Here is a 15,431-nt window from a genome sequence, read left to right as displayed (position 1 = left end):
CGCACGGTCCTTCCGGAGGGACTGGCCTGTCTGTTAAGACGTTTCCTTCAGCTGATCCAGAATCGCCGGGTTTTCCAGGGTCGAGACGTCTTGCGTGATCGTCTCGCCCTTGGCCAGCACGCGCAGCAGGCGGCGCATGATTTTGCCGGAGCGGGTTTTCGGCAGGTTGTCGCCGAAACGGATTTCCTTCGGTTTCGCGATCGGGCCGATTTCCTTGCCGACCCAGTTGCGCAGCTCCAGCGCCAGTCGTTTCGCTTCCTCGCCTGTCGGACGCGCTTGCTTCAGCACCACGAAGGCGCAGATCGATTCGCCTGTCGTGTCGTCCGGACGGCCCACCACGGCCGCTTCGGCCACCAGCGGGTTGGCTACCAGCGCCGATTCGATTTCCATCGTGCCCATGCGGTGGCCCGACACGTTCAAGACGTCATCGATGCGGCCCGTGATGGTGAAGTAGCCCGTTTCCTTGTTGCGGATGGCGCCGTCGCCTGCCAGGTACATCTTGCCGCCCAGCTCTTCCGGGAAGTAGCTGGACTTGAAACGCTCGGGGTTGTTCCAGATCGTGCGGATCATCGATGGCCATGGACGTTTTACCACCAAAATACCGCCCTGGCCGTTCGGCACGTCCTGGCCCGCTTCGTCGACGATGGCGGCCATGATGCCCGGCAATGGCAGGGTGCAGGAACCGGGGACCATCGGCGTGGCGCCTGGCAGCGGGGTGATCATGTGGCCACCCGTTTCCGTTTGCCAGAAGGTATCGACAATCGGGCATTTCTCGCCGCCGATGTGCTTGTAGTACCACATCCACGCTTCCGGATTGATCGGCTCGCCAACCGTGCCCAGCAGGCGCAGGCTCGTCAGGTCGTAGTTGCTTGGATGGACTTTCGGGTCCACGTCGGCCGCCTTGATCAGCGAACGGATGGCCGTAGGCGCCGTGTAGAAAATGCTGACGTTGTGCTTCTTGATGGTTTCCCAGAAACGGCCTGCGTTCGGGTAGGTCGGGATGCCTTCGAACACCACTTGCGTGGCGCCCACGGCCATCGGGCCATACGCGATGTAGCTGTGGCCCGTTACCCAGCCGATGTCGGCCGTGCACCAGAACACGTCGTTGGGCTTGATGTCGAAACTCCACTTCATCGTCAGCGCGGCCCACAGCAGGTAGCCGCCGCTCGAATGCTGCACGCCCTTCGGCGTGCCCGTCGAACCGGAGGTGTACAAGATAAACAGTGGATGCTCGGCATCGACCCATTCCGGTTCGCATTGCGCGCTCTGGCCTTCGACCAGGTCGTGCAGCCACGTGTCGCGGCCAGCTACCATCGGCAAGTCGCTGCCCGTGCGTTTGTAGACGATGACGTTTTTCACGCAATCGCAGCCGCCCAGCGCCAGCGCTTCGTCGACGATGGATTTCAGTGGCAGCTTCTTGCCGCCGCGCAATTGCTCGTCGCCCGTGATGACGGCGACGGCGCCCGCGTCGATGATGCGTTCCTGCAAGGATTTTGCCGAGAAGCCGCCGAACACGACGGAGTGGGTGGCGCCGATGCGCGCGCACGCTTGCATTGCGGCAACGCCTTCGACGGACATCGACATATAGATGATGACGCGGTCACCCTTGGCGATACCTTTGGCTTTCAGGCCGTTGGCGAACTTGCAGACTTTTTCGTGCAGCTCTTTGTATGTTGCCTTGGTGACGCTGCCGTCATCCGCTTCGAAGATGATGGCCGTCTTGTCGCCCAGGCCATTTTCGATGTTGCGGTCCAGGCAGTTATAGGACACGTTCAGCAGGCCGTCTTCGAACCACTTGTAGAACGGGGCGTTGTCTTCGTTCAGGGTGCGGGTGAACGGCTTTTTCCAGCTCAGGTTTTCGCGCGCCAGCTTGGCCCAGAAGCCTTCGTAGTCGCGCTCGGCATCGGCCACCATGGCGCGGTAAGCGTCCATGCCGGAAATCGTTGCCTGTGCGGCAAATGCTGCCGACGGTTCAAATACGCGCGACTCTTCCGGTCCCTGCTGCTCTGTGCCCTGCCCTTGGTTCTCTATAGCGGCCATGCTAGTCTCCAGTGTAGTAATTGTTTGTTAACACAATATTCCTGCTGTCTTACTGACGCCTTACATGCAGCGTTTTCCTCGATCCATTCTAACCATAATCGCCACTGGCGACGGGCGTCAAGAGTGCGCCATCCAGCCTTCAGGATGAAAAACCGACAACGCCGCAACTACCTGATGCCACTTTGTGTTTCATCAAGGCCAAGAATCCAAATCGAGGGTATGCGCAGTGATCAGCAGCGAGTGTAAAATGTCGGGCATACCAAAAATTGGTATTTACCCCCAGGAAACTCCAGATGATCGACCATTCACAAAAACCCAAACATAGCAAACTGCATCCCCTGTCCGCCTTCATCTTCATGTCGCGCTGGCTGCAGCTGCCGCTGTACCTGGGCCTGATCCTCGCACAATGCGTGTACGTATTTCACTTCTGGGTGGAACTGTCGGACCTGATCGGCGCCGTGTTCGGCAATGATGCGGCCCTGCAGCACGTCATCAGCGCCGTCACCGTGGCCGGCGTGCCGCCACCGGTCAAGCTCAATGAAGCGACCATCATGCTGGTGGTGCTGGGCTTGATCGACGTGGTCATGATCTCGAACCTGTTGATCATGGTCATCATCGGCGGCTACGAAACGTTTGTCTCGCGCATGCACCTGGACGACCATCCGGACCAGCCTGAATGGCTGTCGCATGTAAATGCATCCGTGCTGAAGACGAAACTGGCGATGGCCATCATCGGCATTTCGTCCATCCACCTGCTGAAGACCTTCATCAACGCCACCGCGTATGCCAAGGAACCGAATGTGGTCATCGCGCAAACGGCGATCCATATGGTCTTCATCCTGTCGGCGATGGCGATTGCCTACACGGACCGCATCATGACCGTGACGCAGAACCAGGCCCGGGCGCCCCATTAGAAAGAAGCCCATGGCCGCCAGCGGTGGCCATGGGCTTTGTTATTTCCGATGCCGTAATTAGTAAAGAATCTTACCCTTCTTATCCACCGCGAGAACACCATGACTGTCATAAAGCAAGAAGACCTGATCGAATCCGTCGCCGCAGCGTTGCAGTACATTAGCTACTACCACCCTGCTGATTACATCGAGCATCTGGCGCGCGCCTATGCGGCCGAGCAAAGCCCGGCGGCAAAAGATGCGATCGCGCAAATCCTGACCAACTCGCGCATGTGCGCGGAAGGCAAGCGTCCGATTTGCCAGGACACGGGCATCGTCAACGTCTTCCTGAAAATCGGCATGGGCGTGCGCTTTGAAGGTTTCAGCGGCACGGTCACCGACGCCGTCAACGAAGGCGTGCGCCGCGCGTACAACTTCGACGACAACAAGCTGCGCGCCTCCATCGTGGCCGACCCGCATTTCGACCGCAAGAACACCAAGGACAACACGCCAGCCGTGGTGCACATGGAACTGGTCGAAGGCAATACCGTCGACGTGAAAGTCGCTGCCAAGGGCGGCGGCTCGGAAAACAAATCCAAGATGATCATGATGAACCCGTCCGATTCGCTGGTGGACTGGGTCATGAAGACCGTGCCAACAATGGGCGCCGGCTGGTGCCCGCCTGGCATGCTGGGCATCGGCATCGGCGGCACGGCTGAAAAAGCCATGCTGATGGCAAAAGAGGTGTTGATGGAAGACATCGACATGTTTGAGCTGAAACAACGCGGCCCGCAGAACAAGCTGGAAGAACTGCGTATCGAGCTGTGCGACAAGATCAACTCGCTGGGCATCGGCGCGCAGGGCCTGGGCGGCCTGACGACCGTGCTCGACGTGAAAATCATGATGCACCCGACGCACGCCGCGTCGAAGCCTGTCGCCATGATCCCGAACTGCGCCGCCACGCGCCACGGCCACTTCGTGCTCGACGGCTCCGGCCCTGCCTACATGACGCCGCCATCGCTGTCGTCGTGGCCGGAAGTGCACTGGACGCCGGACACGGAAAAATCCAAGCGCGTCGACCTGAATACCCTGACCAAGGAAGAAGTCGCATCGTGGACGCCGGGCCAGACCTTGCTGTTAAACGGCAAGATGCTGACGGGCCGCGACGCCGCGCACAAGCGCATCCAGGACATGCTGGCCAAGGGCGAAGAATTGCCGGTCGACTTCAAAAACCGCGTCATTTACTACGTCGGTCCCGTCGATCCGGTGCGCGACGAAGCCGTCGGCCCGGCCGGTCCGACGACCGCCACGCGCATGGACAAGTTCACCGACATGATGCTGGAAAAAACGGGCCTGATCGCCATGATCGGCAAGGCCGAGCGTGGCCCGGTCGCCATCGAATCGATCCAGAAGCATCAGTCGGCCTACCTGATGGCCGTGGGCGGCGCCGCCTACCTGGTGTCGAAAGCCATCAAGCACGCCAAGGTGCTGGGCTTTGCCGACATGGGCATGGAAGCGATCTACGAATTCGACGTCGTCGACATGCCAGTGACGGTGGCCGTGGATGCGAAAGGCACTTCGGTGCACAACACGGGCCCGAAAGAATGGCAGGCGAAGATCGAGCAACTCAGTAGCGTCAGCAAGATTCCCGTGACCGTCGCTTAAACAGGCACTACCCGACGCCGCGCGGCAACATAGCGCGGCGTTTTTTTATCTAATTCGGCTTTATATGACTTCTATTGCAAGCACTGCCCGCCCAGACGCGCCCATCGGCATTTTTGACTCCGGCGTGGGCGGCCTGTCGGTGCTGCGCCATATCCGCGCGCAGTTGCCGCAGGAAGATTTAATGTACTTTGCCGATTCCGCGTATGCGCCGTACGGCGACAAGACGGAACAGCAAGTAGTCGACCGTTCGCTGGCGATCACCGCCTTCCTGTTACAGCAAGGCGCGAAAGCATTGGTGGTGGCGTGCAACACGGCCACCATCGCCGCCATCAAAGCGCTGCGCGCGCGCTACCCGGACCTGCCCATCGTCGGCGTCGAACCGGGCTTGAAACCGGCGGCCAGCATCAGCCGCAATGGCAAGATCGCCGTCCTGGCCACGGAACGCGCCTTGCGCGGCGACAAGCTGCTGGCCCTGCGCGAGCAGGTGAGCGCCGCCACGGGCGCCACGTTCATCCTGCAGCCCTGCATCGGCCTGGCCGACCGCATCGAGCAGTGCGAGTTGGGCAATGATCCGGCGGACGCTACGAGCGCCATGCTGGAACGCTACATCGCGCCCATGCTGGAGCTAGGCGTCGATACCCTGGTGCTGGGCTGCACCCACTACCCTTTCGTGCAGGACGCCATAGTACGCACGGTGCGCGCGCATACGCAGGAACAGATCACCCTGGTCGACACGGGCGACGCCGTGGCGCGCCAGCTGGCCCGCCTGCTGGACGCGGCAAGTCTACGCCGCATCGACAACGACGCACCACGACTGCAGGGCTACACGACGGCCAAGGTCGAGTCCTTGGCGAAAGCCTTCGCCGGTTTGCTGGACTTGCAGCCGCCCGTCGCGCACCTGTCCGTGTGAGTGAAAACGAGCGTTTTCATGCAATCTTTCGATTCTTTAAAAAAGACTGCATTTAGATTTGCCACTTTGCCGAGTTCTTTGTATAATTCGGCACCTGTTCAGCAAAACAGCTAAACAGGCAAGTAAGACAGTGGTGGCTGTAGCTCAGTTGGTAGAGTCCAGGATTGTGATTCCTGTTGTCGTGGGTTCGAGCCCCATCAGCCACCCCACAGAATAAGCAGCAAAATCAAAGGGTTACACGCTTCGGCTTGTAACCCTTTTTTCATTTTCGCCAGCCATAAATAAAAATGGCGCCTCCGGCCGTTCAGTCCGGCTTCCCCGGTAGCAATCCCAACAGGAACTGGCGCGCGCTGGCGGCAGCAGGCGAGCGCGACGACGGATGCTGGATGCGGTAGCATTTTCTGTGACCCAGCGGGAACTGCCACAATTGCGCATTCGGTATACCATCGTCGACATAATCGCAGCCCAAGGCCTTGCCCTGCTCATCGCGGGCCAGTGGAAAGAAGTCGCGCCGGTGCCCGGCGGTGGCACTGCCGTTGGCAAAAATAATGATCTCGGGCTGGAAGAAAGCGATTTGCACATCCAGCAGTAGCTTGGAATAGTGTTTGATCTGATCAAAATGATCGCACCGGACGGGACTGCCTCGTTTCCATGCCATGCATAACAGGTTGGCGTAGATCAAGCCGTCGCTGCCGGAGCGCTGCGCCACGGCGCGCGTAAAATTATGGAAGGCACGGCCCTTGATATCAGAGCGCGACAATTGCTGCGCAAAGTAAGCCTGGTGCACCGACATTGACTGCTCAACATAGTGCTCCAGCGAACTAAAACGCTCCCCTGTTTTCAGCACATTCCATTGCCGCGTTTCACAGCCAACGATCATGATGCGCTGCCGGGCGCCAAGCCAGTTGGGCGGCACGCTGGGAAGGAAGAGACCGGAGAGTTCTTTCGCATCGGCACGCGGCGCATGACGGTCGAGCAACTCCGTGTCGAAGTCGGCCAGCGCGCGCAGATAACGGCTGGCCAGGTCGCTGCTTGCAGCTGGCTGCGGGGAGTGCATGGTCATTGCGTGCCTTTGTCCGGACGCCCGGGGATGGGCCGCAAACCTTAGCACAGATTTTAGCCAGCCAGCACCGACTGCACCGTCGTCGCCAGGTCTTCCAGGCGCACGGGTTTCACGAGGAAGTGGCGGAAGCCCACGGCCAGCGCGTCGTCCATATACATGGGCAGGCTGTGGCCGGTGACGGCGATCAGCACGGCGTTGGCCGTCTCGGGATGGTGGTGCAGGCGGCGGCCGATTTCGATGCCGCTGATGCCGGGCATTTCGATGTCGAGGTAGACGGCGTCGGGCACGCACAGCTTGACTTGCTCGACGGCCATCTGCCAGTTGCGCACCACCACCGCGCTATGACCCAGCGCTTCGAGCAGCATGGCCAGCGATTCGCCCACCTCCTGGTTGTCGTCGACCACCAGCAGATTGAGTTTGCGCCCAGCACTTGCTTGCTGGTCGCCCTGGCGGCGCTCCACGGGGGAATGGCCTGGTGTCGTTTCAGTTGTCTGGCTCATAGTACGTTCACGTCTTACGGCTGCAAAAGCGGCAGTATACAAGAAGCACGCACAATGCCGCCGCACCCTAGCACTGTAGCCAGGCGGCAATCCTGGCGACCGCTGTACCGCGCCAGCAACACTTCCCTGCCTTCGTGAGAAGAAAGCCCACCCTACGCAGTACGCGCAATTGACGGATAAAATGAGAATCATTATCATTCTTATCCCCTTGCGCCGGATGTCCACGCCACGATATTGTCGCGCCGCCCGATTGCCCGCGCAAACATTGTCATTACGGAGATTCATGCATGGCTGCCACACTTTCCACACTGCCCTTGTCGCTGCGCCCGTGCGCGCTGGCCGTCGCCCTCGCCTGCCTGGGCGCTTCCCTTGCCGCGCAGGCACAGGACGCCAATACAGCCGATAGCGCCGGGCCCATCCTGGAATCCATCCAGGTCAGCGGCAACCTGCTGGGCACCAGCATGGCCGCCAGCACGAAAAATTTCGCGGGCGCGCGCACGGTGGTGCAAAAGGATGACATCGAAAACTCGGGTGCGGCTAGCCTCAGCGATGTGATGCGCCGCATTCCCGGCGTACAGATCAGCGACAACTCGGGTAGCGCCGGCAGCGCCATTTCCCTCAATATCGGTGTGCGCGGCCTGGCCGGCCGCTATTCGCCACGCAGCACGGTGTTACTCGATGGCATACCGATGTCGGTGGCGCCGTATGGCCAGCCGCAACTGTCGTTCGCACCCGTCAGCCTGGCCAATGTTGAAACGGTCGACGTCGTGCGCGGCGGCGGCGCGGTGCGCTTCGGCCCGCAAAACGTGGGCGGCATCATCAACTTCAAGACACGCCGCGTGCCCACCACGCCAGGCATCACGGGCGACGCCACCGTACGCCATAACGCGTACAGCGAAGTGGGCCACAACACGCAAGCCAGCGTCTTTGCAGGCACCCAGCTCGACAGCGGCCTGGGCCTGGCGGTGCTGTACTCGGGCATCCGCGGTAGCGACTGGCGCGTCGGCAGCGATGAAAAAGTCAACGATTTCGCCCTGAAATTCCGCTACGACCTGAGCCCCACGGCCGAGGTGTACGGCAAGCTGTCCTACTACGACGTGACGTCGCGCACGCCGGGCGGCCTGACCGCCGCGCAGTACAAGCAGGACCCGTTCCAGAACACGCGCCCCACCGACTACTGGAACGGCGAGCGCAAGGCTGTCGACATCGGCTACCTGAATGCCCTGTCTGGCACGCAGGAATTCGAAATGCGCGCCTATTACAACAAGAGCTCGCGCGAAAGCACCCTGATCAGCGGGAAAAACCTGGGGCACCAGCCGCGCAACTATGAAACGACGGCCATCGAACCGCGCTACACGCAGCGCTTCGTCACGGGCAAGGTCTCGCAGGACGTCACCATCGGCTACCGCTACCTGGCCGAGCGGGCAGACGAGACCATCTACAATGTTGTCATCGCCAGCGGCGTGCGACAGGCGCCGACGCGCTTTGCCGACAACGCCACCGATGCCCAGGCCGTGTATATCGACGACAAGATCGCCATCGGTGCCTGGCGGATCACGCCGGGCGTGCGCTATGAACACATCAAGACGGTACGCTTCAATCACTTGCCGACCGACCAGAAGATCGAGTTGCTCAACAACAAGGCCCTGCCCTCGCTGAACGTAGCCTATCTGCTCAACAACAACGTGACCCTGTTCAGCAACTACAACAGCTCGTTTGGCGCCGTGCAAAACACGCAGCTCAATGCCCAGTCGAGCAAGAACCCGCTGCAGCCGGAACTGGCGAAAACAGCCGAGCTTGGCGCGCGCTGGAAGAGCGGCCAGCTGTCGGCTGAAGGGACCTTGTTCAACATCAAGTTCGACAACCAGATCCAGTCCGTGGGCAGCGGCGAAAACGTCGTCTTCTACAACGTGGGCGCCACGCTTCACCGGGGCCTGGAAACGGCCATCGATTACCACTTCGACCAGTCCGGCCCGCTGGCCGGCTTGAATGCTTACGCCACCTACACTTATACCAAGGCGACCTTGCAGGATGGCGTGAACGCGGGCAATGACGTGCCCTTCTATTCGCGCAACACGGACACCGTCGGCGCCCACTACCAGCTGGGCGCCTGGGGCTTCGACCTGTCAAGCAGCCACCAGAGCCGCCAGTTCGCCGACGACGCCAACAGCGTGGCGGAAAACGCGGCCGGTAACCTGGGCGTGATCCCGGGCTTTCGCACCTGGAATACGCAAGTGAAATGGACGGTACCGGGCCAGAAAGGCCTGGAACTGGTCGCCGGCGTCAATAACCTGAGCGACAAGCGTTACTTTACGCGCACTTCGGATGGCAACCTGGGCAAGCTGGTGGGCGCGCCGCGCATGGTCTACCTGCAGGGCCGCCTGGCGTTCTGACCGCTGCATGGGCAGTGCCTATCGAATTGATATGCCGGCATACCCGCAGCCATCCTCAGAAAAACCTGCATCTTGTTGTTTCGATGCAGGTTTTTTTACGCCCCGATGTTACAAAAATTCCATCATGCAAGAGGGTCCGAGGCGGCGCTCGCCTTCCCACAAGCATTATTTATTTCGCAATGGAAATTAATTGCATTAGAGATACAAATGATTTCACAATTGCACATATTTTTAGCGATCACTTGCTCTTTGTGTGATTTTTGGTGATATTATTTAAATGCCATTTAGGAAATTAAATTATCTTATAATCAATCAAACGAGACCACCATGAAAATGCCAACTACCGTCCTGAAGATTGCCGCATTGGCCGCCCTGGCCACCGCTGGCGCCGCCAACGCCGCGACCGAATTGGTGGTCAACGGCAGTTTCGAAAGCAATGTCATTGCCTCGCCCTATGCGCAGTTGAGCGCTGTCACGGGCTGGACTTCGTCCGTCAGCGGCGATACGGCCTTTGAAATCCAGAGAGGCGCCACGCAAGGCGGCCAGAGCGGTTTCAACCCCGTCGCCGCCGATGGCATGCAATACCTGGAACTCAATACCGAAAGCCTGTCCTCGCTGTCGCAATCGATCGCCACGACGGCTGGCGGCACGTATGCGCTGTCGTTTGCCTATTCGGGCCGTCCCGACACGCCGGGCGGCGCGAGCAGCCAGATGAACGTGTACTGGGGTTCCACCCTGCTGACACCCACGGCCCTGGTCGGCAACACGGGTGGTGTCTGGCAAAGCTACAGCCAGAACCTGACGGCGGTGGGTAGCTCGACAGTTCTGCGCTTCGAATCGATCGGCCCCGTCAGCGCGCCCACATATGGCTCCTACCTGGACAACGTCTCGGTGATGGCTGCCGTGCCGGAACCGGAAACCTACGCCATGATGCTGCTGGGCCTGGGCTTGCTGGGTTTCGTGGCACGCCGCAAGACTGCCGCCTGACGCCGGGCCAGTCTTCACGCAATAGCCGCCCCGCCATCTGGCCGGGCGGCTTTTTTCATGGGCGAGCGGGTGCATCAGCTCATAAAATGTTGCCAAGAAGAATTAAATTGACGCTACAATAGTAGGGTATCAAGCAATGCCTAGCATCGCTCCGCCAGGGCCACTACCCCGCCCTGATCATCAGCACGCATTTTTTGAACAGGATGACTGGCGCTGCCGGGCCCGTTTGCGCTCTCGGCTTGGCCACCACACACGCCCCATGTCTGCAGAAAAAACTATTACCGAAACCAGTTCCTACGGCAAGGATACGCCAGTGGGTCGTCCCGACATCGATGGCCGCGCCGGCATTTTCGTGCCCACGGCGGAATTTGACATCGACAACACCACCACCATCCGCAAGGGCGCGGGCATCGTCGGCTTCGGCAACCTCGATGGCACCCTGACCGTGTATTTCGAAGCGAACCGTTTCGACGAAAGCAATCTGCACAAGTGGGAACACAAGGCGCGCAAGGCGTATGACCGCATGGTCATGGGCGCACCCACAGTGTCGAAGGCGAAAATCGATGCGCGCATGCTGGAACAGGTCGGCATCATCGATGGCATGGGCATCAATCTCAAGCATCCGGAACGCCTGACGCACTGGCTGGCGATCTCGAACGTGCCGGACACGGCGCCGGAAGAGCCGGTAGTGCGCTGGAAAAACCGCTAATCGGCCGGAGAGCGAGGCTGGGCGCCAGCCACGAGGTGTTGTCCTACATCGCGACGGACATTCATCCGATGCACCAGAGCATCAACTCAAACTATGATGAAAACCTGACCACACATTTCCCACCACTCAGGAGTACGACATGTCCCGCCTCATCCCGATCAGCTTTGGCGCCTTGCAAATAGGTCTGGCAGCGGCGGCGGTGTATATCCTGTGCTCGGCGGATGTGCTGCACCAGAGTTCGGTGTATTTCCACTAATTCAGCTTCGCGGCGACGCCCGCCAATGACAATGCGCGCCGTGCTTCGCTTGGAACGAAGCACGGCGCGCATTCTGGCGTAAGGTGCTGCAGGGAGCCTCTAGCGGCGGCCGTAGTAGCGTCCGTGCCCGCCCCAGCCGCCACGGTGTCCGCCGTAACGTCCAAAACCAAACATGAAGTCCAGCCCGATCGATACGGGGGGATTGTAATAATACGGTTGCGGCGCGTATACGGGCGCCGGCACATACACGGGCTGCTGCACGTAGACGGGCTCATTCGTGTATTCCACGCGCGATGACTGCACCGGGGTGGACGAGACTGTATGCCAGTCGTAGGGATTGTAGGTTCCCTGCGGCGCGCGCGAACCGTAATACGCGGGTCCGGGGGGCGCCACGACGCAGCCACCCAGGGCGGCCAGCGAAATTACTGCCAACAGGGTTTTCATCGCAATTCTCCTAATGTGTACTACCTTAATTAAGTACTATAAGAAATTACGCCGTGCTTTGCTGTGCTTTTACCGATTGTTACACCCCGACGCACGCTGCAACATGAAATGTGGCAAAGCTGCCACAAGCGGCCCAGGCGGCATGTTTCCTCAAATAAACGGAATCGCGCAGGTATCGATGGCCTTGCCCGCGGCGTCGTAGCGCTGCACGCACACCTGGTAGCGCACGCCGTAATCAAGTTCGACCTGCTCGACCTTTCCATACTTCAATTTCCAGCTGGGCTGCAGCTGTTGGCGGCCAGCCAGTGCGGCCACATCCTGGGGAATCGCCATCGCCGTCTGCGTCTCGCCCTGGCGCGCATCCTGGCGCCGCGCCACGTCGATGGACACGTTCAGCGCCAGGTCCACGCCGCCATCCGTGTAAGCGAGCGTGGGCGCGCCGCGCTGCGCCCGCATCACGCCCCAGGCGCAAGGCTTGCCGTCCGCATCGCATTGCTTCAATTGCGCCAGAGGAAAATACTCAGGGGCAATCTTGCCATCCTTGATAGGCCAGCTGGTGCGCACGCCATCGCGCTTGCCCGTCAGGGGATTGTCCCAGCTCAGACTATTGACGACGGCCACGGTCTGCCCCGCCTGCAAGCCCGCAGGCGTGCCCAGCGATGCGCAGGCGGAAAGCAGCAAGCCGGTGGCGGCCAGGGAGGAAAGTGTCAGGATGCGCTGCATGGTAAGCCTCTTGTGATGGGATATCCCGAAGGTATGTTTCGAGGGTAACAGAATCGGGAGCGGCGCCGCCGTTGGCTGGCGCACATAACAGAACGGGCGGCACCCTTGCAGGCGCCGCCCGTGGCGGAGTCGGCCACGCCGGGAGACCCGCTCCCGGCGATATATGGATCAGTCCAGCTTCCAGGCGTAATCGACCTTGGTCCAGGTTTGCGCCGCAGCGCCATCCTTGGTGCCTGGCTTGAACTTGCATGCGGACAGGGCCTTGATGGCGGCCTTGTCCAGGTTCTTGAAGCCGCTGCTCTTCTCGACTTTCGAATCGGCAACGCTGCCATCGGCATTGACCAGGAAGGACATCGACACGGTGCCCTGCTCTTCGTTCATCAGCGAGGCTTTTGGATAGTCGGCCTTGCAGTTCTTGGCATCGAACGACGCCGGCACCTCGGCCGCGAAGGCGGCGGAAGAAACGGAAACCAGCAAGACTGCTGCAACACTCATCAAACGTTTATTCTCAAACATGTGCTTCCCCAAGATTATCAGATACGGTAATTACAACTTCTTGCCTGCCAAGAAGGTTGGTGCCACCGGGATGTCTGCCCCCGGTGCCAGCACCATGCCTCCGTCAAACTGCCTGGCGCTTAAAACTCTTCCCACTCGTCATTGCTGCCGGCACCTGCCGCCTTGCGTGGTGCAGGAGCAGCCGCCGGAGCGGCCGCTTCCGTCTTGCGGGTAAGTGACTTGACCGGGCGCAATGCCGGCGCCGGCTTGCGCACGGCCACTGGTGCGGCAGCCACGGGTGCCGGCACATACGCTGCCGGTTTCTCTTCGCCTTCGACCAGTTTGAAGATGCTGACCACGTGGGCCAATTCGGCCGCCTGGTCTTGCAAGCTTTGCGCCGCAGCGGCCGCCTGTTCCACCAGCGCCGCATTTTGCTGCGTCATGCCATCCATCTCGATGATCGACAGGTTGACCTGTTCGATGCCGGCGCTTTGTTCCTGGCTGGCACTGGCGATCTCGCTCATGATGTCGGTGACGCGGCGCACGCTGTCGACCACTTCACCCATCGTCACGCCAGCCTGGCCGACCAGGCGCGTACCACGTTCCGTCTTCTCGGCTGAATCGTCGATGAGGATCTTGATTTCTTTCGCGGCGCCGGCGGAACGCTGGGCCAGGTTGCGCACTTCCGAGGCCACCACGGCAAAGCCGCGGCCTTGCTCGCCGGCACGTGCCGCTTCCACGGCCGCGTTCAGCGCCAGGATGTTGGTCTGGAAGGCGATGCCATCGATCACGCCGATAATGTCGACAATTTTCTTCGCCGATTCATTGATCGAGCTCATGGTGTCAACCACTTGCGACACCACGGAGCCGCCCTTGATGGCGACATCCGATGCGGTGGCGGCCAGCTTGTTGGCTTCGCGCGCATTGTCCGCATTCTGTTTCACGGTCGAAGTCAGCTCTTCCATGGCCGACGCCGTTTTTTCCAGTGCGCTCGCTTGCATTTCCGTACGCGACGACAAGTCGATATTGCCGTCGGCAATTTCGCGCGACGCCGTGCCGATGGTTTCCGTCCCCACGCGCACCTGGCCGACGATGCCCACCAGGCTGTTGCGCATTTCCTTCATTTCCGCCAGCAGGCTGGACGTATCGGAAGGCTGGGTGTGGATGCCGATCGACAGGTCGCCATTGGCGATGCTGCCGGCGATCGATGCCGTGTAGTCAGGCTCGCCGCCCAGCTGTTTCAGCAGGCCGCGGGTGATCACCAGTGCCGCCGCCACGCCCATCGCCACGGCCAGCACGCCGAGAACGATCATGAACAGACGCGCGCTGTCGAAGGCCTTGCGGGCGTCCGATTGCATCTGCTCGTTGAGCTTGTCTTCCAGCACGGCCAGTTGCTCCAGCGCTTCCATCCATTTTTTCTGTACCGGGCGGATTTCCTTGATCATCACGCGCGTGGCGCCTTCCGCATCGTTGGCCATCCACAGTGCGGATGCCTTGGCGATGGCCGGCATGGCGGCCGCCTCGTATTCCTTGATCGAGGTCAGCAGGGCTTTTTCTTCAGGAGTGGACTCGACGGCGAATTTCTCTTCGAGCTTCTTCTGCGTTTCCTGATAGGTGCTGGTCTGCGTCTTGATACGCGCCATTTCCGGCTCCATATCGCTCGCATCAGTCATCAGGGTGAGAATGCGCAGCGAGGTGACGCGGTCGCTGACGTTGCCACGCATATCGATCACCAGGCGGGTGACGACATTATTGACATTAATCACGTGGTCGAGACGTTCCTGGATTTGCGCCATGCGCGCGATGCCGAGAACGGTCACGGCCACCAGCAGAACCAGTACCAGGGCGAAACCCAGGCCCAGACGGGTACCAACCTTCATTTTTGCTAAATTCATTTCGGCTCTTCGTAAATGAAACTATTGATAAGGATTTTTGCCCGGCACGACAAGACGAAGGCTGCGCAACACCGGTATCCGCCCTTACCCATTGGTATGCTGGCGGTCTCCGGCCGCACGCAGCCTGGGGTACTTCCTGGTCTACAACAGCCCTGAAAACGCCAGTGACTGCGAATGCAAATTTGCTCCACACAGTGAATTTCTGACAGCGTTGATGTGAGATCAACATCAAACATTCACACGAGAAATATTTGTCTATAATCAATTATAGGTGTAAATTTTGCCTCAAAGCAAGCAATATGTACCTGAATAAATGCCTGATTAACTTTCTTCGGGGAAATGGCAACAACGCCGTTTCTTGCCCCCTAGAAATGCCCTACGACAGTGCGGGCGTGCGCCGAAACAGCGCATTTACAACACATGGCATAGCCATATGACATCGTTTCGGAAGAGGTACTCAG

13 protein-coding genes and 1 tRNA gene are annotated in these 15,431 nt (G+C 59.9%); 7 read left to right on the top strand and 7 right to left on the bottom strand.

Annotation, left to right across the window (positions count from 1 at the left end; all coding sequences use genetic code 11):
* Nucleotides 1-33: 33 nt before the first annotated feature.
* Complete coding sequence (acs, locus tag ACQ4WZ_RS19240) at nucleotides 34-2,040, bottom strand: acetate--CoA ligase (protein WP_436574246.1); 2,007 nt, start codon at nucleotides 2,038-2,040, stop codon at nucleotides 34-36.
* Between the two features lie 293 nt (nucleotides 2,041-2,333).
* Here acs and ACQ4WZ_RS19235 point away from each other — a divergent pair, with 293 nt between their 5' ends.
* The 4 genes from ACQ4WZ_RS19235 to ACQ4WZ_RS19220 all read left to right on the top strand — a co-directional run bounded on the left by ACQ4WZ_RS19235 (nucleotide 2,334) and on the right by ACQ4WZ_RS19220 (nucleotide 5,714).
* Nucleotides 2,334-2,954 carry a TIGR00645 family protein gene (locus ACQ4WZ_RS19235; protein WP_096234101.1) on the top strand — a complete coding sequence of 207 codons (621 nt, stop codon included), beginning with the start codon at nucleotides 2,334-2,336 and terminating at the stop codon, nucleotides 2,952-2,954.
* A gap of 99 nt (nucleotides 2,955-3,053) precedes the next feature.
* Nucleotides 3,054-4,595 carry a fumarate hydratase gene (locus ACQ4WZ_RS19230; protein ID WP_133993986.1) on the top strand — a complete coding sequence of 514 codons (1,542 nt, stop codon included), beginning with the start codon at nucleotides 3,054-3,056 and terminating at the stop codon, nucleotides 4,593-4,595.
* Between the two features lie 64 nt (nucleotides 4,596-4,659).
* Nucleotides 4,660-5,505 (top strand): glutamate racemase, encoded by an 846-nt coding sequence (gene murI / locus ACQ4WZ_RS19225; RefSeq protein WP_436574245.1) that lies wholly within the window; start codon nucleotides 4,660-4,662, stop codon nucleotides 5,503-5,505.
* A gap of 133 nt (nucleotides 5,506-5,638) precedes the next feature.
* Nucleotides 5,639-5,714 (top strand) — tRNA-His (locus tag ACQ4WZ_RS19220).
* 95 nt (nucleotides 5,715-5,809) lie between these two features.
* On the opposite strand, the gene ACQ4WZ_RS19215 is transcribed toward ACQ4WZ_RS19220, so the two are convergent.
* Both ACQ4WZ_RS19215 and ACQ4WZ_RS19210 read right to left on the bottom strand, forming a co-directional pair.
* Complete coding sequence (locus ACQ4WZ_RS19215) at nucleotides 5,810-6,568, bottom strand: hypothetical protein (RefSeq protein ID WP_436574244.1); 759 nt, start codon at nucleotides 6,566-6,568, stop codon at nucleotides 5,810-5,812.
* Between the two features lie 53 nt (nucleotides 6,569-6,621).
* Entirely contained in the window at nucleotides 6,622-7,068 is a 447-nt protein-coding gene (locus tag ACQ4WZ_RS19210; protein WP_166674921.1) for a response regulator, read from the bottom strand.
* Nucleotides 7,069-7,355: 287 nt separating this feature from the next.
* Here ACQ4WZ_RS19210 and ACQ4WZ_RS19205 point away from each other — a divergent pair, with 287 nt between their 5' ends.
* The 3 genes from ACQ4WZ_RS19205 (at nucleotide 7,356) to ACQ4WZ_RS19195 (ending at nucleotide 11,157) form a co-directional block, all read left to right on the top strand.
* Nucleotides 7,356-9,461 carry a TonB-dependent receptor family protein gene (locus tag ACQ4WZ_RS19205; protein ID WP_436574243.1) on the top strand — a complete coding sequence of 702 codons (2,106 nt, stop codon included), beginning with the start codon at nucleotides 7,356-7,358 and terminating at the stop codon, nucleotides 9,459-9,461.
* Nucleotides 9,462-9,788: 327 nt separating this feature from the next.
* On the top strand, nucleotides 9,789-10,448 hold the full coding sequence (locus ACQ4WZ_RS19200) for an FxDxF family PEP-CTERM protein (protein WP_101484886.1): 660 nt from the start codon (nucleotides 9,789-9,791) through the stop codon (nucleotides 10,446-10,448).
* A 259-nt stretch (nucleotides 10,449-10,707) separates the two neighbouring features.
* The gene (locus ACQ4WZ_RS19195; protein ID WP_101484088.1) at nucleotides 10,708-11,157 is read left to right on the top strand and encodes a hypothetical protein; all 450 of its coding nucleotides are present in this window, start codon (nucleotides 10,708-10,710) and stop codon (nucleotides 11,155-11,157) included.
* Nucleotides 11,158-11,512: 355 nt separating this feature from the next.
* On the opposite strand, the gene ACQ4WZ_RS19190 is transcribed toward ACQ4WZ_RS19195, so the two are convergent.
* The 4 genes from ACQ4WZ_RS19190 to ACQ4WZ_RS19175 form a co-directional block, all read right to left on the bottom strand.
* A complete protein-coding gene (locus ACQ4WZ_RS19190; protein WP_133994004.1) occupies nucleotides 11,513-11,857 on the bottom strand; it encodes a hypothetical protein in 345 nt (114 codons plus the stop codon).
* Between the two features lie 150 nt (nucleotides 11,858-12,007).
* Nucleotides 12,008-12,580 carry a hypothetical protein gene (locus ACQ4WZ_RS19185; protein ID WP_436574242.1) on the bottom strand — a complete coding sequence of 191 codons (573 nt, stop codon included), beginning with the start codon at nucleotides 12,578-12,580 and terminating at the stop codon, nucleotides 12,008-12,010.
* Nucleotides 12,581-12,748: 168 nt separating this feature from the next.
* Entirely contained in the window at nucleotides 12,749-13,096 is a 348-nt protein-coding gene (locus tag ACQ4WZ_RS19180) for an energy transducer TonB (protein ID WP_243858431.1), read from the bottom strand.
* Nucleotides 13,097-13,215: 119 nt separating this feature from the next.
* The gene (locus tag ACQ4WZ_RS19175) at nucleotides 13,216-14,955 is read right to left on the bottom strand and encodes a methyl-accepting chemotaxis protein (RefSeq protein WP_436574463.1); all 1,740 of its coding nucleotides are present in this window, start codon (nucleotides 14,953-14,955) and stop codon (nucleotides 13,216-13,218) included.
* Between the last annotated feature and the right edge of the window lie 476 nt (nucleotides 14,956-15,431).

The sequence above is a fragment of the Janthinobacterium darwini genome (assembly GCF_051380905.1).
GTDB lineage: Bacteria > Pseudomonadota > Gammaproteobacteria > Burkholderiales > Burkholderiaceae_D > Janthinobacterium.
Note: the sequence above shows the minus strand (reverse complement) of the source record. Positions and strands in the feature narration are given on the sequence as shown.